This is a genomic window from Candidatus Falkowbacteria bacterium (assembly GCA_016699775.1).
Lineage (GTDB): Bacteria > Patescibacteriota > Patescibacteriia > Patescibacteriales > Patescibacteriaceae > Patescibacterium > Patescibacterium danicum.
The window spans coordinates 853,695-878,097 of the sequence record CP065010.1 but is presented as its reverse complement, the minus strand read 5'-3'; the positions used below and the strand labels follow the sequence as shown (position 1 = coordinate 878,097).

19 protein-coding genes and 1 rRNA gene are annotated in these 24,403 nt (G+C 34.5%); 13 read left to right on the top strand and 7 right to left on the bottom strand.

Annotated features, from left to right (window positions below; translation table 11 throughout):
* Positions 1 to 22 precede the first annotated feature (22 nt).
* Positions 23 to 140 (top strand): 5S ribosomal RNA (rrf, locus tag IPN41_04325).
* Between the two features lie 141 nt (positions 141 to 281).
* On the opposite strand, the gene IPN41_04320 is transcribed toward rrf, so the two are convergent.
* From IPN41_04320 to IPN41_04305, 4 genes are all read right to left on the bottom strand, one after another.
* Entirely contained in the window at positions 282 to 3,401 is a 3,120-nt protein-coding gene (locus IPN41_04320; protein ID QQS60307.1) for a lamin tail domain-containing protein, read from the bottom strand.
* A gap of 5 nt (positions 3,402 to 3,406) precedes the next feature.
* Positions 3,407 to 4,462, bottom strand: a complete 1,056-nt coding sequence (locus IPN41_04315) for an SIS domain-containing protein (GenBank protein QQS60306.1) — start codon at positions 4,460 to 4,462, stop codon at positions 3,407 to 3,409.
* Positions 4,463 to 4,510: 48 nt separating this feature from the next.
* Positions 4,511 to 5,773: a DNA helicase UvrD gene (locus IPN41_04310; GenBank protein QQS60305.1), complete on the bottom strand. Its 1,263-nt coding sequence runs from the start codon at positions 5,771 to 5,773 to the stop codon at positions 4,511 to 4,513.
* A 127-nt stretch (positions 5,774 to 5,900) separates the two neighbouring features.
* Positions 5,901 to 6,368 (bottom strand): hypothetical protein, encoded by a 468-nt coding sequence (locus IPN41_04305; GenBank protein QQS60304.1) that lies wholly within the window; start codon positions 6,366 to 6,368, stop codon positions 5,901 to 5,903.
* A 191-nt stretch (positions 6,369 to 6,559) separates the two neighbouring features.
* Here IPN41_04305 and holA point away from each other — a divergent pair, with 191 nt between their 5' ends.
* Positions 6,560 to 7,588, top strand: a complete 1,029-nt coding sequence (gene holA / locus IPN41_04300; GenBank protein ID QQS60303.1) for a DNA polymerase III subunit delta — start codon at positions 6,560 to 6,562, stop codon at positions 7,586 to 7,588.
* A gap of 118 nt (positions 7,589 to 7,706) precedes the next feature.
* On the opposite strand, the gene rpsT is transcribed toward holA, so the two are convergent.
* Positions 7,707 to 7,979: a 30S ribosomal protein S20 gene (rpsT, locus tag IPN41_04295; protein ID QQS60302.1), complete on the bottom strand. Its 273-nt coding sequence runs from the start codon at positions 7,977 to 7,979 to the stop codon at positions 7,707 to 7,709.
* 114 nt (positions 7,980 to 8,093) lie between these two features.
* On the opposite strand from rpsT, the gene IPN41_04290 reads away from it, so the two are divergent.
* Both IPN41_04290 and IPN41_04285 read left to right on the top strand, forming a co-directional pair.
* The gene (locus IPN41_04290; GenBank protein QQS60301.1) at positions 8,094 to 8,309 is read left to right on the top strand and encodes a hypothetical protein; all 216 of its coding nucleotides are present in this window, start codon (positions 8,094 to 8,096) and stop codon (positions 8,307 to 8,309) included.
* Between the two features lie 329 nt (positions 8,310 to 8,638).
* The gene (locus IPN41_04285; protein QQS60300.1) at positions 8,639 to 9,595 is read left to right on the top strand and encodes a DHH family phosphoesterase; all 957 of its coding nucleotides are present in this window, start codon (positions 8,639 to 8,641) and stop codon (positions 9,593 to 9,595) included.
* 127 nt (positions 9,596 to 9,722) lie between these two features.
* Here the strand turns inward: IPN41_04285 and typA are convergent, their stop codons facing one another.
* Positions 9,723 to 11,534 carry a translational GTPase TypA gene (gene typA / locus IPN41_04280; protein QQS60299.1) on the bottom strand — a complete coding sequence of 604 codons (1,812 nt, stop codon included), beginning with the start codon at positions 11,532 to 11,534 and terminating at the stop codon, positions 9,723 to 9,725.
* 177 nt (positions 11,535 to 11,711) lie between these two features.
* Between typA and IPN41_04275 the strand changes: the two genes are divergently transcribed.
* On the top strand, positions 11,712 to 12,584 hold the full coding sequence (locus IPN41_04275; protein QQS60298.1) for a hypothetical protein: 873 nt from the start codon (positions 11,712 to 11,714) through the stop codon (positions 12,582 to 12,584).
* A 58-nt stretch (positions 12,585 to 12,642) separates the two neighbouring features.
* Here IPN41_04275 and IPN41_04270 read toward each other — a convergent pair whose 3' ends face one another.
* Complete coding sequence (locus tag IPN41_04270; GenBank protein ID QQS60297.1) at positions 12,643 to 13,401, bottom strand: undecaprenyl-diphosphate phosphatase; 759 nt, start codon at positions 13,399 to 13,401, stop codon at positions 12,643 to 12,645.
* Between the two features lie 60 nt (positions 13,402 to 13,461).
* On the opposite strand from IPN41_04270, the gene IPN41_04265 reads away from it, so the two are divergent.
* The 8 genes from IPN41_04265 (at position 13,462) to IPN41_04230 (ending at position 24,373) form a co-directional block, all read left to right on the top strand.
* Complete coding sequence (locus IPN41_04265; protein QQS60296.1) at positions 13,462 to 14,865, top strand: Nramp family divalent metal transporter; 1,404 nt, start codon at positions 13,462 to 13,464, stop codon at positions 14,863 to 14,865.
* Positions 14,866 to 14,968: 103 nt separating this feature from the next.
* Positions 14,969 to 15,688 (top strand): YebC/PmpR family DNA-binding transcriptional regulator, encoded by a 720-nt coding sequence (locus IPN41_04260; GenBank protein QQS60295.1) that lies wholly within the window; start codon positions 14,969 to 14,971, stop codon positions 15,686 to 15,688.
* A gap of 162 nt (positions 15,689 to 15,850) precedes the next feature.
* Positions 15,851 to 16,321: a crossover junction endodeoxyribonuclease RuvC gene (ruvC, locus tag IPN41_04255; protein ID QQS60294.1), complete on the top strand. Its 471-nt coding sequence runs from the start codon at positions 15,851 to 15,853 to the stop codon at positions 16,319 to 16,321.
* Positions 16,322 to 16,441: 120 nt separating this feature from the next.
* Positions 16,442 to 17,566: an acyl-CoA desaturase gene (locus IPN41_04250; GenBank protein QQS60293.1), complete on the top strand. Its 1,125-nt coding sequence runs from the start codon at positions 16,442 to 16,444 to the stop codon at positions 17,564 to 17,566.
* A gap of 181 nt (positions 17,567 to 17,747) precedes the next feature.
* Positions 17,748 to 19,502 (top strand): hypothetical protein, encoded by a 1,755-nt coding sequence (locus IPN41_04245; protein ID QQS60292.1) that lies wholly within the window; start codon positions 17,748 to 17,750, stop codon positions 19,500 to 19,502.
* 9 nt (positions 19,503 to 19,511) lie between these two features.
* The gene (locus IPN41_04240) at positions 19,512 to 20,999 is read left to right on the top strand and encodes a hypothetical protein (protein QQS60291.1); all 1,488 of its coding nucleotides are present in this window, start codon (positions 19,512 to 19,514) and stop codon (positions 20,997 to 20,999) included.
* A gap of 86 nt (positions 21,000 to 21,085) precedes the next feature.
* Complete coding sequence (locus IPN41_04235; protein ID QQS60290.1) at positions 21,086 to 21,655, top strand: hypothetical protein; 570 nt, start codon at positions 21,086 to 21,088, stop codon at positions 21,653 to 21,655.
* 87 nt (positions 21,656 to 21,742) lie between these two features.
* Positions 21,743 to 24,373: an AAA family ATPase gene (locus IPN41_04230; GenBank protein QQS60289.1), complete on the top strand. Its 2,631-nt coding sequence runs from the start codon at positions 21,743 to 21,745 to the stop codon at positions 24,371 to 24,373.
* Positions 24,374 to 24,403 lie beyond the last annotated feature (30 nt).

Genomic DNA, 24,403 nt, shown 5'->3' with positions numbered 1-24,403 from the left:
TCTGTTAGTTTGATGGCACAGTCTTGGTGGTTCTTGCGAAAGGGTCACACCTGTTCTCATCCCGAACACAGAAGTTAAGCCTTTCAGCGCCGATGATACTTGGGCCGCCCAAGCCCTGGGAAAGTAGGTCGCCGCCAGGACTTTGTCATTAAACCTAAAAAACTCCTCAGTCATTTGACTGGGGAGTTTTTGTTTTCTTCTTTTTAAAATATTATTTGATTGACGCGCTATTTATGATTAAGGTCAGTGTATTTATTTAAACCAGAAAATAATTTAAAAATTTATTTTTTTGTCCCGTATTTCCAAAATATGAATCCTGCTAAACCTGCTAAGCCCATACCACCAATAATTAAATATATAAATAAACTTCTTTTGTTATCTCGTTGACTTGTATTTAGCTTATCGGATATTTTATCTAAAGACGTCGTATTTTCTGGTCCTGAGCTATCATTAAGAAATGTAATGTCAGCCTCAGATCGTGGCATAACTTTGAGAGTGGAATTAGACATTTCAGTAATACCTGTGATGATTACTTTGTCGCCGACTGCAAAGCGAGAAATTGAAAGGCCAGTGCCTTTGGCTAGATAAACTTCAATATCTCCTGTGGTGTCAGTAATAATTAATCGAGGACTTTTTTTGCTCGTTATCTCTCCTTCAATGCGTACAAAACGTGGATGAGGAAGTTTGGTAATTTCTTGTGAGTTGCTTATCATAGGTTCAGTTATAGATGATTCACCAATAATTTGTATGTCTTTAGCGGTAGTAATTTTTAAACGTTGTCCAGTATCAATTGTACTAATTTCTCCATTAATAGTAATTTGCTGTCCTATTTTTAATTCAGGAAATAATTTTTTTGAACTATAGATTTGATATAATACTTCAGAGTTACTAGGTTTGACATGAAAATATTGAGTGCTAAACATTCCCGGAAGCGTCACGATTACTCCGGTTAAAATTGTTTTTGATGGATCATTTGGATTAACGGTTACGCCAGCTAAATTTTTTGTTGCTTGCTCTATGTTTAGAGTATTTATTTTTCCAGGTGAAAATATTTTTACCCATTGCCATTTTCCATTGACTAAGGAATAGCTTTGCGCTTCGGGAGCAGACTCATAAGAAACACGATCAATGATTTTTCCATTAGTATTAAGGAGCTGTAGAGTTTCTTGATTATTCCCTAATATTGGCAAAAATCTGCCAGGTATTATTGAAATTCCTCCTGGTTCTAGAATTATATCTTCATTAATAAGTGGCCCCTTTTTGGTTTTACTTGCAACACGCCAATTTTTGAGATTAATAATTTCTGTTCCATTATTCATAACTTCAATCCACTCTTGACCTTCATCTTTGCCTTGAGGATTAGGAAATATTTCACTAAGAATAATTCTATCGCTTACAGAAGTGGTCTCAACTTCAGATGAGGTCATTAAAGCTATGACAACATTTGAATCATCCAATTTTTCGGCTTTATTAGTAATCTTTATTTTTTTGGATAAGGTGGAAGAGCCATATTGATTAGTTAAGGTTAATACAACAGTGAAAGTACCTGTAACTTTATATAAGTGTTGGGGATTTGATAGTAGGCTCATTGTGTTATCACCAAAATTCCAAGAATAGGTGGTTTGAATTCCGCCTGTGTTACTATCAGAGCTATCAAATTGTATTTGCGTAGACACTAGAGCAGTGGCCGGAGCACTAAATAATGCTTGTGGAGGCGCAACATGAACATTAGGTTTTTGAGGTGTCGGAAGATTTGTCCATTTCCAGTTTTTACTAGTAACACTATTTTCGTTTATTAAACTATAACTTTGTCCTTCAGTCCCATTTTTATAATTAACTGTTTGAAGGGCGCTTGATTTTGTTGGCTGAAATAATTTAATTTTTCCACCATCATTATTTAGCTTAAAAAAGTTTGGTCCCGGAATAATCAAATATTTTTTACTGTCTATGATTGTTGAGTCCTTAAAATCATATATATATTCCCCATCATCAATTTCTATATACCAACCTTTTACGTTAACTGGAGTATCACCAAAGTTATATAATTCAATATATTCTCCTTGGGTAGCCTCAGCATCAATGCCAAGGGGGTCAGAAAAAATTTCTGAATTAGTTATAGTCTTAGTAAAATCATAAAGTTCATTATCTATTTCCTCTTCATTAATTGGAGCTGTAATAATATTTGTTAGGCCTTTAGTTGGCGAAGTTGTAATAGCAAAATCTAACGAGTCATTGTGAGTTGTTTGGCCATCTATATGTCTAGCCACACTCATTGGGTCTTCACCAGTGGGAGCATTATCATTAACATTCCCATCCTCCCAATCACCGTATGAAATTTGATCAATAATTGTTCCAGATTTATTACGAAGAATTATTGTATCTCCAGCATTATTAAGACTACCTGTTGGTTTTTCGATAATTAAAAATCTATTACTTCCACCAATATTTCCAGTTAATCTTGTCTTGCTACCACCGCCATCTTCAATGCTCCAGTCTGTAATATTTATAGCAGTTGAAGAGGGAGTATATAACTCAATCCATTCATTACTACCCGACACCGGGTCAGCAATAAATTCATTAATATATACTTCGCCTGTTGTTGAAATTTCAGTTTGACAAGTTGCAGAGCAGCCATCTCCTGTAATACTATTTCCGTCATCACATTGTTCTCCACTTTCAATAACATTGTTTCCACATAGACTAGGAATAGCCTCAAAAGCACATAAAGAATCACATCCATCACCATCAATACTATTTCCGTCATCACATTGCTCGCCTGTTTCAATAATATGATTACCACAGATTGGCGGCATAACCCCATTCAAGATTCTAAAATCTAAAGAATTATTATTTGTGTCTTGATTGTCTATTCGTTCTAATATTTCATTAGCACCTGGGTTTTGCGCAAAAGCTAAGGCTTCAACAAAAATATTTTGGGCTCCACCCCAGCCAACACTATCAATAATAGTGCCTGTATTTTCAGAACCAAGGCGTAAAGCAATTCCATTATCACTACTAATTGTTTGTGTTGAAGATGTATCAGCGTTAATAGAAATAGCAAAACCATTATTTGAGTTGGCCCAGGTGTATATAACCCCAGGGTTAAGTAGAAAAGGATCTACCCACGATTTGATTGTTGTATCAGTGGTGCCTGATTGTGTTCGTTTAACTAAGCGAAGTCCCAAGAGATCGATCGCTGAATTAGTTTTATTAAAGATTGAAATAAAGTCATTATCAGTTTTTCCTGTTCCCCCTGTGATTTGGATACGACTAATTACCAGGTCACTTGGCAGTATAGGTTCGGCTAGGGAAATAAAAAAGTGCGAAGACCAGAGGCTTACGCACAAAAGCACATACAACACTGAACGGATCATGATCCATTCCCCTCCTGAATGTTTCATATATTTTATTTAGTTAATAGCTGTTTTTTAAACCAGTCAACCCAAGGGACTGGTAGAGGGTCTACGTGATTTTGTATAGAAAGATAATACGTTAACCAAGAGCCAAACTGCAAGAGGTCAAAACTTTGAGCTAAGGGAGTTTTCCCTGATGGTGAATATGATACTACTTTAATGCCTTGTCGTTTAATAATCTCTTTTGTTAACTCAAGACGTTTTTTAATTTTTGCATCATATAAAGAAGATTGAATTTCTATAGCTACCAAACGTTTTTTGTTACTAACTGGTTTCCCAAGACCTTCCAGCGAAAAGTGATTCATATCTGGGACAACAAGATATGAAGCAAAGTTTTTTCCGGTTTCGCACCATTGATTTCGCATTATTCGTAAATTTCCTTCAAATAGTTGCCCGCCAATTATTAGTGCTTCATGTCCTACTAGTTTTTTTGCTAATTGTTCTGCCTCATTTCCTTTTTTTGATAATATAGAATTTTTTCGTTTCAGTTGGCTTATAATGATCTCTAGATCTTTGTCTTTTATGGAAAGGAAATTTAGTTTTTTGAAAAGCATTAATAAACTACTGACCCCATATCCCAAACCTAAGCGTGGTTGATTTGAAGGGTTAGATGAAGTTGCAAAAAAATAATGAGCTACATTGTCTCGTAGGGCTAGTTTTTTTAGTGAGCTATCATTATCTGAGCAAAGAACAATAATCATTGCCCCGCGACGTTTAGCTATTTTGTAGGCGGCTATTGGTTCTTCAGTGGAACCAGAATATGAAGAAATTATATAGAGGGTTTTGCTGTTTACATACCCAGGAACATCATAACCTGGTTCAATTAACAAAGGTATTTTTAAACGATCCCTGAAAATTGATTGAATAACATAACCACCAAGGTTTGATCCGCCCATGCCATTAATAACTATAGTCTCAATATCACCAGCGGAAAAATTTAAAGCGAAATTTTTTTCATCTTTAATAACAGAACTTATTTGTTCTGGTAATTTTTGTAATGATTCAAGGAGAGGCTTTGAAATAAATGAACGTTTTAAGGCAAGTAACATAGTAGTAGTGATTATATCGTATTTTTTTTCACCAAGCAACCACTATTTTTATTGCTTAAAATAACTTTTTTGTTTGGAAATCTTTTCTTTCGGAGAAAAAATCTTTACTTTTCCATATTGCCCATCAAAACCAGGTGTAATGAATAACTCTCCATCACGAACACGGCGGATTCCTTCAGCAACTTCGCTGGTTGTATATTTTTTTATTTGTTTTAAGGGAATTTCTAATAATATATCTAATTCAGTTCCCAGTGAAGTCAGCATTGAGTGATATATCTCTTGAATTTTTGTGGATTGTCTATTTTTTATACCAAGAGCTTCACCAATTATTTTATCCAATTCAACTGTTTGTTTAAAAGGGATGGCTTTTTTTGGTTTTTTGCCTTCAGTGCGATCTGCCATTTCATTTACACGGTTAAGAACACCAATAACAAGTGATTTACCGCAAACCGGGCAGAGATTCTTATGTTCTTGTGACTGTTTGGGAGTAAAACTAATTCCACAGGCTCGATGTCCATCAAAATGATACATACCTTCCTCGGGCCAAAATTCAATGGTGTAAAGAATTTTTTTTGTATCTCTATTTTTTATACTGCTATAAATTTCTTGATAGGTTGGTAGATCACTTAAATCAAAAACGTTGGCTTCACGAGCAAGATTTGGCAGTGAGTGGGCATCAGAGTTTGAAAGTAAGGTTAGATGGTCAAGTTGTGATAAACGCCAGTTCATGGTTGGGTCACTTGATATGCCAGTTTCATAAGCATAAATATGATCAGTTTGGTCATGAAAACATTCTTCAACAGAGTCAAAGCCAGATTTTGAACCAAACATAGCAAACCATGGTGTCCAAATATGAGCTGGGTAAATTAGAAAATGGGGGTCTATTGATAAGCAGAGTTTTACTAAGTCTGGACAACTCATACCAAGAATTGGTCGCCCGTCAGATCGAATATTATAATGCTTATCAAGATATTCATTTAGTTTTTTGACAGCTTGAAGGTTTGGAGCTGTTACCATAATATGTACTCGTCGGACCTTTCCGTTATCTTTATAAATTAATGATAGCTCAGTTGATAGAATGAATTTTAAATCAGTATTGTTTCGTGTTTTTAATTTATATAATCCTGTATGCATAATTTCTTCCAACTCATTTTCTATTGATTTAAACCAAGCTGGGTAGGTAAAGTCTCCGGTCGCCACAATGCCAATGCCTTTTTGTCTACAGGTTGTATCAATATTCTCAAGCGTTAATTGAGGGCTACAGGCTCGTGAATATTTGGAATGGATATGGAGGTCAAGGATAGTTTTCATAATATTGTATCATAGCATCTCTTTTGAAATTATGGTAATAAAATTTCCCTATTATCGGCCAGGCTTTCTTTTCGCAAATAAAAAACCTTATTGTCCTTTGGATCAGACAATAAGGTTTTAAAGCTTCTCATATTTTTCGGCTTATATCCTCTTCAAAAAGTGTTTCCTTGAAGAAGATTGATGATTTTTTTTGATTAAATCTAATTTTTCCTGAAGTCAAAGTTTGAAAAATATTTCTTTCATATTTTGTTCCAGGCCAATTTATTATAGCAATACTAGCTTTTTCTATGACATTCCAGCCCTCATCATCTTCTTTGAAATCATTAAATTTAATGACATAGATTAGGTTATCAAATACCAAGCTAATATAATGTTTTTGGTAACCATCATAGTCAACATATTCTATGAGGTTATCCGTTTCATTTTCGTTCAAATATAAACCTTTGTAAGAATGGTTGAAATATTCCTTGTCACCTTCATATTTGATTGTAGAGCTATTACTTGTAACTTTAAAAAATAAAATTTTTTGTGCCACTGATTGTGCCACTGGAACAGAACTGACAAGACAAAGAACCAGAATAATGATTGTTTTCATTTTGAATCTCCATTTTTTTAAGGTTGAGTGATTTTTTCTTAGGTTAAATCAATTTAATTATTTTGTCAAAGAAGGTTATTTTTTTGCTGTTTAAATCATAATTAGTTGAGTAAAAATTTATTTATACAGTGTATCTTAGATATAGTATGTAGACTGGAAAAGCCAGGCTAATTAAGGTATAGTGTGAGGATATGATTATCTTTCTCTATGGTCCTGATGACTTCCGGGCTAAGCAAAAAATCAACGAATTACGGGAAAAGTTTATCAAAGAAGTGGATCCAACCGGTTCCAGTGTGGTTTCGATTGATGGAGCAAAAACGACAATTGATGAACTCTCAACCCTCTATCGACCTGCCTCGCTTTTTTCAAAGCGTCGCTTTATTACCCTGTCTAATATTATGAATAATAAGCAAGTTGAGATATTAGAAGAGCTAGGAGAGTTTTTACAAAAAGAAAAAAACAATGAAAATATTTTGGTTATCTATGAGCCAAACTTTGTTGAAAAGAAAATTGCCGGAAAAAATTTAATAATGAAGCCAGGAGCAGATAACAAGACATTGCCGTTAAATAAAATAGAAAAAAAGTTATTTGATTATTTGGTAAAAAGTCAGTTTGTGCAATTTTTTGATGTATTGTCTGGTAGTGATCTGACAAAATTATTACTCACTATGATTAAAAAAAACGGTGTCCGGATTTCAAATTCCACACTGCAATTATTAACTGGGTTGGTTGGAACAGATCTCTGGTTATTATCACAAGAAATAAATAAACTCTCTGCCTATGCACTGGCGTCGGGAAAAGAGGAAGCAACTATCACTGATGAGATGGTTAAAGAAATGGTTAGTCAATCATTAATTGACGGAATTTTTTCTTTAACTGATGCTTTGGGAAATCGACAAGCAAGTCTAGCTGTGAAATTATTTAATGAGCAAATAATTGGTGGTGCTCATCCTCACTATTTACTGACTATGATGCTTTGGCAATTTAAGACCTTGGCTTCTGTTCGTCAGGGGCTTGATAGTGGCAAGACTTCAAAAGAGTTAGCTAAGTCGCTTGGTTTGCATCCCTATGTTTTAGAAAAAAGTATTAATCAGGTCAGAAAGTTTAATTTGATTAGTTTGCAAAATGCAATTAATCGTTTAATTGATCTAGATTTTAAATCAAAGACAGGGCAGGGTAAGTTGGAGGAGTTGTTGCCTGTTGTCTTGGTGAGTTTATAGAAAAAAATCGCCCAGTCAAGTGACTAGACGATTTTTTTATGTAAGTTTTATTTACATCGGGTAAAAAAACGAGATCTTGTATTTGTCTGCATGACAAGAAGTAGGCACGACACTAGTGTTATTTTTTCCCCTTAATCATGGCGTTTAATTTTTTATGAAGTCTGGACTTTTTTCGGTCGCGAGTATTCTTTTTAATTAAACCAGTCTTAGCTGCTTTATCAATAGCAGTCATTGTTTCTTTCAAAAGATCCTTGGCAACATCTTCTGAAGCTGAAATTGCTTTCTTAGTTTTCTTTGTTAAGAGATTAATTGTATCTTTAACTTTTGCATTTTTAACCGCACGCTTGATACTTTTTCGCAGTTCTTTTTCTGCTGATTTTTTATTAGGCATAACTGAATAATTTATTAATAATATGTATGAATACTAGCATTTTCATTAAGAAAAGTAAAGGTAGCATTGACAGTTAGCTTTTTTAGGAGTATAAATAGGGTGAAATTAAAATCTATGGAACCATTAGCTCAAGAAATCTTTGAATTAGTCCTGGTAAAGTTGCGAGAACAAGCAGCCTATAATCGTGATGCCTATAAACAGCTTGTTGAAGAAACAATTGATTATTTTAATGAACGTGGCAAAATTGATGATGATGAGAATATTGAGTTTATTGAGGATCAATTAATGAGTATGTGGGAGCAGGTTGAAACAGAATTAGGTGAGGGATAGATAGAAAGCATACATTTAAGACTTTAAAACAGCAAAACATTGGGTTTTGTTGTTTTTATTAGTACCAAGAAAACCTCGCCCCTGAGGGTGGGGAGTTCAATTCTGGGGAGCTTAATTTCTTCTATTTTTCTTACAAAATCATCAAAATATGAGCATATTACCTCAAAACATTGACATTTTATTCTATATATGCTATAATACTAAATTAATTTGCTCGTTAAAAAGCATTATTTAATAGTTATTTAAGGCCATATGTAACAATTGGTTTCTTTGGTTTTGAATAACTATTAAATAACATAAACAAAACAAGGCCAGAGGAGGCCTAGAAAATGGAAAAGAGAGATAAAAAAGTAATAATAATTTCTCATGAGGATCCGGATATAGATTCAATATTTTCAACTTTAGCAATTATTTATTTTTTTCTAGGAATAAAGGATTTAATAAAATTTTTCCAAAACTCAGATTGGCGTGATGTTATTGTTCTTAAGCCAGCAAATTGGGATGGTAAAGGTATGAAACCTAATAATATCGCTGTTGATATTCATGCCGGAGGGAGAGGAATAAAAGGAGAGATTATTGAAGGGAAAACTTACTCAGCTTTCAATAGCGTGATGTCAAAATATGCACCAAAGGAGATGAATGAAGCTTTAGCTGATTTCATTTGTTACGTTGATACATTTGATTCTACTGGCGACGTATTAAAAACCTTGGCCGGTGATTATATGGGTAACCTTTCTTTTGCACAAGATTATATGGATATTTTAAGAACCGGTAGTTTAGAATCACAGATACAAGGTGTTAAATCTTATTTGAGACGATATGGTCATGAAGGTCAGAAAGATTTAATTGCCCATTATGCACTCCCTTTTCTCGCTCAAATAAAGATTGCAAAACAGAAAATAAGAGCCAAGGAGATGTACTCCTCTCGGGTAGTTTCATTACTTCCGGATAAAAAAAGCCCGGTATGTATTAAAATGACCGATGCTCCTTTTGAGATTTGTGATCTTGCTTTTGCAAGAGGTGCAGAGGTTATGGTATTTTATGGGCAAAAAATAAAAGGCAATGAAATGATGGGTGTAAAGAGAAGACCCGGTTCGGATTTTCCAGTTAGTCACCCAAGAATTATGGAAGTGATCAAGAAAAAGGGTGAATTTTGGTATTGTTGTGATCACTTAATCGCAACTGGAACCCCAAAAGGTCCACCTAAATTTCAAACAAAGGTGCTTGTAAATAGTCTTTGTGTCGCGGTGCAAAGTGTGTATCGCGAACTTTACACAAAAAAATAAATTTCTTAATCTTAACTCGGCCAGACTCTAGTAGTCCGGCCGTTTTTTATTTGAAATAATTTTTAATAATTATGACTCAAGTATATCATTTCACTTTTTGAACTTTACAACATCATTACTTTCAACTTTATTTAATCCCTAATTCTTTTTTTCGAGCTAATGCCTTATCAAGAGTCATTTTTCGTATTCTAATATTTAATGGAGTTACTTCAACTAATTCATCATCGCCAATATATTCCAAAGACTCTTCAAGGTCCATAGTTTTTGGAGCTTTGAAATGTTCGCTGACACCTTCACCCTTTGAGCGCATGTTAGACAATTGTTTAGCTTTACAAATATTAACTTCAATATCTTCACTACGAGCATTTTGTCCAATAACCTGGCCTTTATAGACTGGAATACCAGGCCCAAAGAATAGTGTTCCTCGTCCTTGAACGTTTAACAAGCCATATAAATTTGAAGTGCCGGTTTCAAAAGCGACCAAGGATCCGCGATCACGCTCTGGCCACTGCGCACTATCCTGACGATAGTCAAGAAAGCTAGCGTTAATTAATCCAAGTCCGCGAGTATCTGATAAAAATTCACTGCGATACCCAAACAAACCACGAGTTGGCATAATAAATTCTAGAAAAACTGTGATCCCTTCTTTGCGCATATCTTTCATTTCCGCATGACGACTTCCAAGTTTTTGTATGACAGTACCAGAATATTCCTCCGGCACTTCAATAAAGACTTGTTCAAAAGGAACATGAGTTCTGCCCTCAATATTTTTTGTAATTACTTGTGGGCGAGAAACTTGAAATTCAAAACCTTCACGTCGCAAGCGTTCAATCAAAATTGCTAAGTGTAATTCACCACGACCAGAAACTACCCAACCACCAGATGAATGATCTTCAACTCGCAAGGCCATATCATTTTCCAATTCATTCATTAATCGTTCACGAATTTGACGTGAAGTAGAAAACTTTCCTTCTTTGCCAGCAAAGGGTGAATCATTAACTGTGAATACCATCTGAACTGTTGGTTCTTCAATTGTAAGAATTGGCAGTGCTTCGGGGTTGTTTGGATCAGCAATTGTTTCGCCAATATTAATATCAGCAATTCCAGAAATTGCGATGATGTCACCAACGTGTGCATCTTCAGTGTCAACTCGTTCAAGGCCTTGATACGTCATCAAAGATACTAAACGATGATTGGTGGTTGTGCCATCATGTTTAATTCGGGTAATTTGTTGGCCCATCTTTATTTTTCCATTAAATAAAATTCCGGTTGCAAGTCGTCCCTTAAATGAATCACCAGAAATTGTGGTGACTAACATTTGTAAAGGCTTACTGGCATCACCAACTGGTTCGGGAATATGCTTTAGAATCATTTCAAAGACTGGAGTGATATCTTTCATGTCGCTTAGATTATCTGATTCGCCAGCTAAACCATTTTTTGCTGATGCGTAGATAATTGGAAAATCAATAATTTCATCCGTTGCACCAAGTTCAACAAATAAATCAAAAGTTTTATTTAAAGCAAAATCAGTGCGAGCACCTGGTTTGTCAATTTTGTTTACAACGACAATAACACGAAGTCCAAGAGCCAAAGCTTTTTTTAAGACAAATCGAGTTTGAGGCATTGGACCTTCTTTGGCATCAATTAATAACAAACAACCGTCAGCCATTTTTAAGACACGTTCAACTTCACCACCAAAGTCGGCGTGACCAGGGGTGTCAATAATATTAATTTTTGTGCCTTTATAGACAACAGAAGCATTTTTGGAAAAAATAGTGATTCCTCGTTCACGTTCCAATTCATTGGAGTCCATAATCAAGGTTGAATCAGCCGTTTCTTTATTAAGACGGGTTTCTGATTGTTTGAGCAAAGCATCAACCAAGGTAGTTTTACCATGGTCAACGTGAGCGATAATTGCGATGTTTCTTAGATTTTTCATATAAAAAAGCCGCCTTTTTGGCAGCACGGGATGTTAATGCCTAGATTATATTTATAGCAAATACAAAGGTGTTTGTCAAAGGTTTGTCTATACTCCGGACTAAAGCCTTGCCTTATAAAATAATTGTCCATATAATAGTTAAACAGTAAAAAAAATAAAAATCAAAAAGGAGGGGGAATGGATCCTTGTCAATCTATTTATTTTCGAAACGGAAGAGCTATAAAAAGACTTTTTAAGATTATTTCGGAACTGCCGAATAATCCATTACAAGGTATTAAGGGTGGCTTTCTCTCTGTATTTAATCTCAGTCAGCTTACTTTAATTACTGAGCCCATTGGGCTAATTCCAAAGAGTAATAAACTTCAATATCTTTCAGAAGTTAATCAGCTGATTAGTGAATCAATACTCAGAGCGTTAGATCATAGATCTAACGGAGGTGTGGTTGTTAATAATTTTGGACGTAGCTTTTTATATGGTGATTATTTAGTAGCTTTTATTGGTTTTCCAGATAAGAATCTTAACGAGGCTTTCTCATTAATATATTCATTATATATAAACTTCTCCGGTACTGATGCATCAGTTGAATCATTTCGAACAACCGCACATAGAATTATTACAGAAAGCTGTTCGGAAAATCCACATATTGATTCAGTGTTGAATCAGTTTCTATCTTGGTATGTCAGAATTGAACTGGGAAAAGGAAAGAAGATATCTATTTTGGTAATTGATGAGAATGAAGAGTGGCTGGAAATTATTGAGGATATATTACTTCCTTATAAGATTTTTGAAGGTGCCTTTTCTGAAACTTTAGAAGAGGCGGAAAATGAACTATCAAAAAAGTTATATGATATTATCATCTGCTGTAAAACATTGGTTAATTCAGATGATGGTAATGACTGGTTTGGTCAGAAGCTATGTTCAGGTCAGCGTGTTATTACTCTTTTAGGAAATGGCAGTCTCGCTAATAATCTGCCTTCTATAAGTAAAAAAAACATTGTAGCTGATCAAAATAAATTGATCGATATAATATGTGAAGTAATTGAAATATGAGCAAAGCCCGGTCTTTAGAAGAGATCGGGCTAATTTTTTTTGAAAAATCAACAAATTTTTACATCAAAAGAAATAAAATTAACAAACCAATAATTATTCTATACCATCCAAAAGCAGAGAAAGAATGTTTTTCTATATAACGAAGAAAAAAGCGAACGGCTAATAAGGCAGTTATAAAAGCAGTTACAAAGCCAACGGCAAGTAAGCTCCATTCGTAAGTTGTAAACTTAAAATCACTTTTTATTACATCAAGCCCACTGGCAGCAATCATGGTTGGGATGGCTAGCAAAAAAGAAAATTCAACAATCGTTTTTCGGCTGATACCAAGTGACTGTCCACCAATTATAGTTGCTCCGGCACGTGACACACCAGGAATGATGGCCAAAGATTGAAAAAAACCAATTAGTAACGCTCTATAATAAGAAATATGTTTTTCTAATTTTTGGGTTGGTTTTTTGTATTCAAAAATAATCATTATAATTCCTCCAATGATCAAGGCATAGGCCATAAGAGGAATATTTTCTAACAAGTTATTTTTAATAAAGGGATACAAAAAGAAACCAATAATGGCTGTTGGAATAAAGGCGACAATTATTTTTTGTAAGGTCGGACGATCTAACAATAATCGTCGAGCATATAGAACTACCACAGCCAAGATTGCTCCCAGTTGAATAATAATATCAAAACTTTTTACAAAGTCAGTGATTGAGATGGCTAATAAGCGATTAGCAATAATAAGATGGGCGGTTGAAGAAATTGGTAAAAACTCAGTTAATCCTTCAATAATCCCAAGAATAATAGCTTGAAAAAAATTCATAGTCTAGGAGTGAATATACAGAGATATGTTATAATTTTAGTATAACAATTATTTTTCTTTATGCCTAAGCCTAACCCGACTAAACTCTTTCCAAAGCCAATTATTTTTAAAAAAATTATTGGCCCTAGTTTTATTATTTTGGCCTTTGGCCTTGGTTCAGGTGAGTTAATTCTATGGCCATATTTAACAGCTAATTATGGCCTGGGTATTGTTTGGGCGGCTATGATTGGTTTGATGTGCCAGTATTTTATTAATATGGAAATTGAACGCTATGCTTTGGTCCGAGGTGAAAGTGTTTTTGTTGGTTTACATCGCCATCTGCCAAAAGCAACGTACTGGTTTATTGCCTCAACTTTTATTGGTTTTGGTTTGCCGGGTATTATTGCGGCAGCAGCCAAAAGTCTTTCTTTTGCTTTTGGGTTTGAAGAATTTAAGTGGTTAGCAATTGGTTTATTAATTTTGTTTGGTTTGATATTGAGTGCGGGTAAATCTATTTATGGTTTAATGGAAAAAATAACCAAAGTAATTATTTTATTTTCAGTTTTTATTTTGTTATTTTTGGTTTTAATGATAATCAGATTTGAAAATATTGTAGAATTTTGGAAAGGGTTGCAAGGTTTTGGACCAGGCTATCGCTTTATCCCCGAAGGCATTAGTCTTGCAACTTTTCTGGCTGCTTTTGCTTATTCCGGTGCTGGTGGAAATTTGAATTTAGCCCAATCTATTTATATTAAAGAAAAAGGCTATGGTATGGGAGCTTATAGTCAAAAAATTAGCGGATTATTTCATCAACAAAAAACTGATGCTGAAATAAAATTAGAAGGTGAGAAATTTAATAGTACGCCACAGAATATAAAAAATTATAAAAGTTGGTGGAAGCGGATTAACTTGGAGCATGGTTTGGTTTTTGGTGTTCTTGGTTTTGTAGCTATGGCTTTATTAATGATGCTAGCCTATGCTTCAACCTTTGGTATTACTGATAATAGTGAAGGTATTGCCTTTATACAAAATCAAAGTCAGCATATTGCGATGGTGCTTGGTTCGCCATTTGGAGTGATGTTCTTGTTGCTAGTTGGTTTATTGCTTTCCCAAACTCAACTGGGGGTTCTTGATTCAACGTCACGAATAATGTCAGAAAATACCGCCTTAATTGAAATTAATAAACACAAGAAAAAGAAAATTAATTTAAGTAAAATTTATTATTTTTTTCTATGGTCACAAATCGCCTTTGGCATACTATTGTTCTTACTTGATTTTAAAGAACCTAAAGAATTAATAATTCTTGGGGCAATAATAAACGCTTGGGCAATGATTGTTCATATTGCCCTGGTCTATTATTTAAATCATAAAGAACTGGCCAAAGAATTTCGTCCGGCTATGTGGCGTAAAATAGTTATGATAGTTATTTTTCTTCTCTTTTTGGGCTTTGGACTTGTGACCTTGTGGAGTAATTTAATGAAATAGCTGTATTTAGAGCTACTGAACAATTGTATATGTTAATGTTTTGAAGTTTTGCTTTTTACTCCGTATCTTGTATAATCCTACTATCTAAAATAGATTAGAATATATGTCAGGACACTCAAAATGGGCAACAACTAAAAGAGCAAAAGCAGTCGTTGATGCAAAACGTGGCACTATTTTTACTAAGGTCAGTAACCTAATTTCCATTGCCGCTCGCAAGGGTGGTGACCCAGAAATTAATTTTCAGTTACGACTAGCGATTGATAAGGCTCGTGAAGCAAATATGCCCAAGGATAATATTGAACGGGCAATTAAACGTGGAACTGGCGAAGGTGGCGGGGGACCAATTGAAGAATTAATATATGAAGGGATTGGTCCAGCCCAGACTCAATTTGTGGTAAAAGTATTAACAGATAGTCGTAACCGCGCTGCGGCCACAATACGTCATACCTTTTCAAAGTTTGGTGGATCACTTGGTGCAGTGCTTTGGAATTTTGAACAGAAAGGTCTGATTATGATTGCTAAAGATGTTTGGGATGCCAGCGGACTTGAGTGGGATACCTTTATTCTTGAGGGAATTGATGTTGGATTTGAAGATGCCATTTTTGAAGATGAAGGCATAGTTATCTATACAAAGCCTGATCATTTTGCGCAAGTAAAAAAATGGTTGGAGACTAAAAAATTATCAACTTCATCAGCCGAGATTGAATATGTTGCCAAAGAAAAAGTTACTTTATCTGATAGTGATCAGGAAAAAGTAAATACATTTATTGAAGCTCTGGAAGCCGATGAAGATGTCAGTGAGTATTATACAAATTGTAGTTAGAAAGTTTGTAAGGTTATAATGTTATAAAGTAAAGTAACGATTTACTCCCTTCCTAAAATTTTTTACCTTATAACTTTATGAACTTTTAACTTTTTAACTTTAAGAACACCGGATCCCCGCCTACCGGGGACATGCTTTATAACTTTTGAACATTATAACTTTATGAACACTATTATCGGTTTTGACCCAGGAATTGCTGACACTGGTTTTGGTGTTATTAAAAAAGAGAATGGAAAATTAATTTGCTTAGAATATGGTTCAATTAAAACCGACTCAAAACTTTCTTTGTCAGAACGATTAGTTATAGTATATTCCAGTGTTCAAAAGATTTTGAAGAAACATTCACCAGCTGTAGTCTGTGTTGAAGAATTATTTTTTTCAAAGAATGTAAAAACGGCAATGGTGGTTGGTCAGGCTCGGGGAGTAGTGTTATTAGCGATTGAACAAGCTGGAATTCCTATGATTGAATTTACTCCAAATCAAGTAAAGCAAGCAGTCTCATCGTATGGCAGTGCTGCCAAAGATCAGGTACAACGAATGGTGCAAATGTTACTTCGATTAGAGGATATCCCAAAACCAGATGATGCTGCTGACGCTTTGGCGATTGCGATTTGTGGCAGTGGTACAGTTTGATAATTTTTGTTAATACAAGTTTGATATTTTGGCTGGGCTCAAGGCTCAGTTTTTTAATATATTAGAAATTCTGAGATAGTGCTATGATGAAAATAGTCCTTTAACATAAATAGAAGAAAAATGACAAAAATAAATCAATCATCCCCTAAATTTATCGGTGGCGATGATAAGGCTATTAAATTAAAAAATAACCTTGATCACGTAATCCAAAATTATAAATCTACCATTCCATCATTGAAGGGAAATACTGAGTTAAGAGTAAAAGCTTTCATTATGCTCTTTCTCTATATTGTTCCTTTCTGTCTACTTGTAATATATTCTCCGAGTGGTTGGGTGGCAGTTTTACTCTTAGCTATTCTGGGCTTTGGAAAAGTTGGTAGTGCCTTAAACATAATGCACGATGCCGCTCACGGGGCATTTTCCGAAAATAAATGGGTCAACTGGCTTATGAGTCGAACAATTTATCTGCAAGGTGATAATTTGTTGAATTGGAAAATTCAGCATAATTATTACCATCATAGATATACTAATATCCATGATTTGGATGAAGATATAGAACCACCATGGTTTCTGAGATTTTCAGAAAACAGTCCTTTGCGTAAAATTCATAGATTTCAGCATATAGTTGCGCCTTTTTTCTATGGATTTCTAACTCTTGGAAGATTTTTCGGAGAAATTGGAAAAATGTTGCAATATGATAAAGAACAATTACCCAAACAATATTCATTTACTTTGGGGTGGGAAATTTTAAAAGTATCCTTCCTGAAAATTGTCTATTTGTTCGTTGCAATAGTATTGCCTATCCTTATTACTGATTATTCATGGTGGCAAGTATTGCTTGGGTTTTTTTCAGTTCACTATTTCTCAAGCATACTTATTTCTTTTATTTTTCAAACTGCTCACGTAGTTGAGGGGCTTGAACAACATCCGGAAGTAACAGAAGGAAGTAATATTGATGCTCATGCATATGTTCATCAAATACGAACAACCTGTAATTTTAAAACTACCAAATTCTTTAGCTGGTTTATTGGTGGTTTAAATTGTCAGGTTGAGCATCATCTCTATCCGACGATGTCACATGTGCACTACAAAAAAATAGCTTCTAAAATTAAAGAAGCTATACAAGGAACATCGAATAATCCAAATAACTTTGGATATCAATATAATGAAAAATCAAGCTTCATTGCAGCTTGCATATCCCATTTAAGAAAACTTAAAGAGTTAGGTATGCAACCTCAAAGGTGACTAGAACATCAGTCACCTTTTTATTTTTTAAAATAATAATATTATTGGAACTGTACACAAATTGTGTTCATTTCCATTGACTTTTGCTCAAAAATATGCTAAACTTAAAAATATTGATAGAAAAGTGAGTAGTATTTATGTGGGCATAAAGCTTATATAAATAAAAAACAAAAATTAAAATATGTCTTCAGTTTCTTCTCATGCATCTTCACATTCTTTTGGGTGGAAGTCATATACACTTCTAAGAAAGAAAGCAATGGAACAGGAGCTCAGCTGGTCTGGGCTTATTATTAGTATTTCCATTGCTTTTTTTATTGTTGCAAGTTGTGCTGTTGCTTTACGAGTTATTGTTGCTTCACTCGAAGCAAAGGAAGCAACAGGTTCTTCACAAACTGAAAGAGTTCTTGATACAGCATATATTGCTCGATCATTTTTTAGTATTCCAACCGCCAAAGCAGCCACAGTTTCTGTTCCATATCAAGCTCAAGTTTTCAAAGATACACAATTCATAAATATGTACTCTGGGGAAGAAAAAACTCTGCAGATTATTTTTAAGAATACAGGTAAGTCTACTTGGAAGCCAGCAGAAGTTAGCTTTGAGACCGGTCCTTATTTAAAAACATTTTCAAAAGTTCAAACTACATCTTGGAAAAAATTTTATCAACCTACTTCTCTAACTAAAAATGTTAAGCCAGGTGAATCAGTCACTGTTTCTTTTCCTGTTAAAGCTCCGATTGATACCGAAGGAACAATTCAAGAAAATTTTCAGTTAGTTTTTGATAATCGTCCAATTCCCGGATCTTTGGTTCGTTTTTTTATTACTACTTCTAAGCCAGCTTCAATTTCTCCAGTTTCTTCACCTTCTATAACTCCCGCTTCCTTGTCTGCTACCACGGTTCCACCCGTGGTAGCAGTTCCAGCTGTAAATAACGTAAGCTCAGCTTCTTTGTGTATTGCAACTGCATCTGAGAATACATCAGCCTATAGCGATTGTAATACAAATCGTAATGAAACTAGTGCTGGTAATGGTATTGTTTCCAATAGTATGTTGATTAATCAACCAACATTACGAGTTGGTTTATTTTCAACTCAAGCTCCGCAACGGCTAACTGTTGATCAGATATTTGATATCTATAGTGCAAATCAAATATTATTTTCTGACTTGTCGGCGGGCACTGTTATTACAGTTTCCTATAATTCAACCCAAAAACAATATACAGTTGTAACCCCGGCCATAACTCGTTTTTCAAATAGTCATATACGCTTAGTTCCTAAAACTAGCAATGGAATTGTAACTCTTCTAGACTATCGTGTTGGACAAAGACCTCAAGATAATCGTTTTCGAAATATTATTGAGTATCGATATACAGAACCAGCTAAAGTTGTCTGGTTAATAAATGAATTACCGATTGAAGATTATGTTAAAGGCTTAGCCGAAACAACCAATGCTTCACCAGTTGAGTTTCAAAAAGTAATGGCCACAATTGCTCGAAGTTATGCTCTATACCATTATTTTAGAGGTGTTGCTTTTGGTGTTCCAGATGGCTCAACAAAACATGCAAGTGATCATTTCCATGTTGATTCAGTCTATGATCAAGTGTATCGCGGTTATAATTCTGAATTACGTTTAACAGGTTTAACAGAAGCAGTTCTGGCCACTCGGGGCGTAGTAGTTACTTATAATAGTAAACCAGTAATTACCCCATATTTTTCAAACTCAGATGGCCGTACTCGTGATTGGACCGAAGTCTGGGGATCAACCGTTATGCCTTGGTTAAAAAGTGTGATTGTGTTGCAAGATGCAGGAAAGAATTTATATGGCCACGGAGTTGGTTTGTCTGCCCGAGGAGCTTTAATGATGATTAATGAGGGGCAGACCTGGCAGAATGTCTTGAGGTATTTTTATACTGGGACAGATGTTAAGAAGATTTATTAAATAATATATATGAACCATATTAAAACCGAAGGAGTAACCTTTGAGCAAGAAGAAATAATAGAAAAACCTTTTTCAAGTGAAATAGTAGATCCAAGGCACCATCCAATAATAAACATTGAGAAAAATGATGACGGCACTTATTCAATAAAAGCCGACGGGAAAGTATTGCAGGGATATGAAAGAATTGAAGGTTGTCAAATAGGGAAAACACTTAATCCAGATGTGTCCGAAGTTCGCATGAGGGTTGGTACGATTCAGAAGAATGATCAATATGAACATGAATATGAGTATCAATTCTTTAATACTAAAAATTTAGAGGAAGAATATCCGTTAATAACTTGTCGTACACAGTCTTTTCACCATAGAGATGATATATTGGTTAATGGTAAACAATGGGAATCTTTAAATGGTCAAAAAATATATTGGAATGGGCATAGAGTAGCTTTTGATCTGGATGATCCAGATGCTATTAAGGTTGCTTTTGCAACTAATAATGATGAAACAAAGTATAGAAAAGATGTGAATTCTGTAATTGTTAATAATAGACCATGGAGCAATACATTTAGGTCAATTGGATCATTAAAAGCTAAGCAGGGTCATGTAGCTGCTATTGTCAGTACTTCGGAACAGTATTTAAATTCTTTGTATATTGATGATGTAAAATGGATACTTTCAGAAAAGGACATGCTACCGTCAAAAGATACCGAGGATCAAAGAAATGATAACCCATTTGACATTGAGAAATTTGATATGAATAACAAAACGGTAGCAGTTGTGAGTGATAAGACGGGCAAAAGAACTGAAAGAAGTGTTATTGTAGGTAATATGTATGGCAAAACCGGTGAATGGAAAAATACTTTTGTTTCAGTGGATAAAATTGTTACTGACAAGAAATCAGATAGAGTAGCGGTAATTGCTTCGAAGGTAAGGAATGGAGAAAAAAACATTGTTATTGATGATGTTATTTGTCAAACAAAAGAGTCGATTGATACATTAGAAGATTTTGAGTTTGATGATGGAGTGATTTTTGTTCAGTACATAACGCCTCTTGGAAAGGTAGTAGCTGAGAAAATTAAGTTAATAGAGAATGCTGAAGAAATACAAAAAAGAAACATACTACTGGAGAAAACCGCCTCCGAACTGGCAGAATTGAATTTTCTTTTGAAAACCAAAAATCTAACTCCTAAAGATGCTTTGGAAAAAGTTGAAGAAAGTGACGTATATAAAGAAAGTTTAGCAAACGCTAACAAAGAAATTTCTGAACTTAAGAATAAATTTAATGACCTAGAAATGTTAAATGAAAATTTTAAAAAAGAAAGTCTGAATGATAAATATAATATTAAGTCGTTGGAGAATACATTGGAGAGAGAACAAGAAACGCTCTCAGGTGTTAGAGAAATAATAAAGGAAAGAGTAACCAAAAAACCTCTTGTCGGTTATACACTGTCTAATGGCGCGTATACTGATATAAGTAAATTACTAAAATTAGATAAGTAGTTTTGTCGCATAATACATTAAAAGAAGTTAGTTATAAAATTATTTTTTAATAACATTAATAATTAATAAACATAACAAAAAAATATATGGGAATTGAAAGAAATTCTCTAGATTGGCCTTCAAGCCGAATTCGTTCTAGAGAAATAAATAAAAATTTAAACAAAGATACGCGCACAGAGCATTACGATGAATATATAGAAGAACATGAGGATCTTAATGACCCTTACAATAGTGATAATAATAAATTTACTAACTCGTATGATATATTAGCTGGTATACCTGATGATAGACCTTTACAAGACGAGTTTGAAGATGAAGAAAAAGACGAAGACGATGAAGAAGATGAAGATATTGATAATGGCAAAAAAGATAAGAAGGATGAAGAGGATGAATATCTTGGTAATAGAAATGAATATGAGAATGTCGGAGAATATGAAGAATATGGTAATAATGAATATGATGTTAATGACCCAAAAATATCGGACATAAAGGATGACGATTCTTTTTCTGATGATAATTATTTTAACAAAGCAGGAATGCGCTATGAGGTAGATGATGATGGGAAGCGTGCAAGACAACCATATGATAAGGGACTATCATCAGATCGACCTATTAGAGTTGCTAAAAAAACTTCAATATATAAAAAATCAGCATAATCAGTACACTCTTATAAATCTTAAACAACCGTCCCCGCGGTTGTTTTTGGTTTTTGGAAAAATACAGTATACTGAGAAGATAAGATTATGCATTTAGAAAAACTGGAAATTCAGGGGTTCAAATCCTTTGCGACAAAAAATACACTTATTTTCCCAGGCTTAATTGAGGGTGATCGCCGTGGCCTAACAGCTGTCGTTGGTCCAAACGGTTCAGGCAAATCCAATATTGCTGATGCTGTTCGCTGGGCACTTGGAGAACAAAGTATGAAAACACTTCGGGGTAAAAAATCCGAAGATGTTATTTTTTCTGGATCAGATAAAAAAGGTAAACTTGGCATGGCTGAGGTATCTTTGTTTTTAAATAACAGTGATGGCAAGGCAGCTATTGATTACTCTGAGTTGGTTTTAACTCGCAGATTATATCGTGATGGTGAAAGTGAATACTTAATTAATAATGCCAAGGCACGTTTGATTGATGTTCAGATTCTTTTAGCAAAAGCAAATGTCGGACAAAAAACATATAGTGTCATTGGTCAAGGAATGGTGGAAGGATTTTTAAATACGTCTTTGTCAGAACGTAAAGAATTTTTTGATGAAGCCACTGGTGTAAAACAATTTCAAATTAAGCGTGATGATTCATTAAATAAATTACGAGCCAGTCTTGAACACCTTGGTCAAGCAGAAATGTTACTTGGTGAAATTGAGCCGCGCCTTAATCATTTAACTCGTCAAGTTGGGCGCTTAAAAAAACGTGGTGAAGTTGAGGTAGAATTACGTGAGTTACAATTAATGTATTATCGAACAGTTTGGCATGAAATACATGACCGTTTTAAACAGGCAAATGAAAAATTATTAGAGTTAGAAAAAAATAAAGTATCTAAAGATAAAAAATTGGCTCTTTTAAATACTGAGCTAGTTGCTTTGCAACGCCAAGCCGGAGTAAGTCAAGAATTTGATCGGTTGCAGACCGAATTATCAAACAAACAATCAGCCAAAGAGAAAGCCATGGCCGAGATGGCAAAAATTGATGCACGCTTAGAATTAAAATTTGAAAGTGAAGGAAAGTTTGATTTATCGTTTTTTAAACGACGAGCTACTGAACTTGAGCGTGAGGAAAATCGATTAGAGACAGAGATTTTAGCTCTAGAAAAATCGGTTGCCGACTATCAACAAGAAGTGAAAAAATTAGAAACTGAAAAAAATCGCTTAACAAGAGAAATAGAAATCCTACATACATCTTTGGGCCAAGATGACGGAGCACAATCTGATGGCCGAATTAATGATTTAAAAAATCGTTTAAAAAGGTCATTAGACATGCTTGAGACTGCTGAGCAACTTGATGATATTGAGGGTATAAAAGCGGCCATTAGAGACATTCGCCATGAATTTACGCAATTGCATGAATTGGCAACAAGTCTTGGTATTTCTTTGTCCAAACAAACCCAGACTTCACTTCTAGCTATTACTAGCCAGAAAGAAAGTATTTTAGAACAACTACGCTTATCAAGTCAGGCTTTAACGATTGCCGAAGAACGATTACGTTTAGGACGGATTAGTTTGGCGGAAATAATTAAAGAAAAAACTTTAACTAATTCAAAATTAAAAGCTGATGGAGGTGACTCATCACCTGTTGAGCGAAAGAGCGTTGAGGAAATAGTAGAAAATCTAGAGACAGAGATAAAAAAAATAAAAGATCAATTAGGGCGATTCACAAGTGATCAGGAAAGTCAGCGTCAAAAATTATTTTCTTTGCAAAATGAAAATCAGAATTTACAAACAGAAGTTAACCGTTTAACGAGTGAGTTGAATGATAGTAAAATTGAATCAGCCAGACAGGAAACAAAACTTGAAGATTTGGAAGTTGAAATTAGGCAAAATCTCGGTGGCTTAAAAGAAGTTCGAGATCATCGACAAAATGATGAAATTGATCGTTTTGCTGTTCAAGAAAAAATTAATCAGTTAAAGCGTCAATTGGATTTGATTGGTGGAATTGATCCAGAAATAGAAAGTGAATATATTACAACCAAAGAACGCTTTGATTTTTTGTCTAACCAAGTAAATGATTTATTAAGTACTGGAGCTTCTTTAGAAAAAGTTATTGAAGAGCTTGATGCAACTATTAAGGAACGGTTTGATAAAGAGTTTAAAGTGATTTCACAAAAATTTGAAGAATATTTTAAAATTTTGTTCAATGGCGGAGTAGCTAAAATTATTAAAGTGATGACCGATGAAGAAGATGAAGAAATTATATCTTCAAAGCAAACTGGCGGGGCTACCAAGTCAGATGAGAATACAGAAAATATTACCATTGTTGTACAGAAATTAAAGCGGATTAAGTTTTTACAAAAATATAATGCCACTGGTTTAGCAGGTATTGAAATTCAGGCTACCCCTCCTGGAAAGAAAATTAAGTCAATTACTATGTTGTCCGGAGGTGAACGCGCCTTAACGGCGATTGCTTTAATTTGTGCCATTATTAGTGCTAATCCTTCGCCTTTTGTGGTGCTTGATGAAGTTGATGCTGCTTTGGATGAAGCTAACTCAGAACGATTAGCAAAAATTCTTGATGACTTGTCTCATAAAACTCAGTTTATAGTTATTACTCATAATCGAGCTTCAATGTTGCGAGCAGCGGTTTTATATGGCGTAGCAATGCAAGATGACGGGGTTTCAAAGTTGCTGAGTATTAAGTTGGAGGATGCGAAGTGGAGAAGTTAGAATTTTATGCGTTGGCTTGTTCCTCCTGGT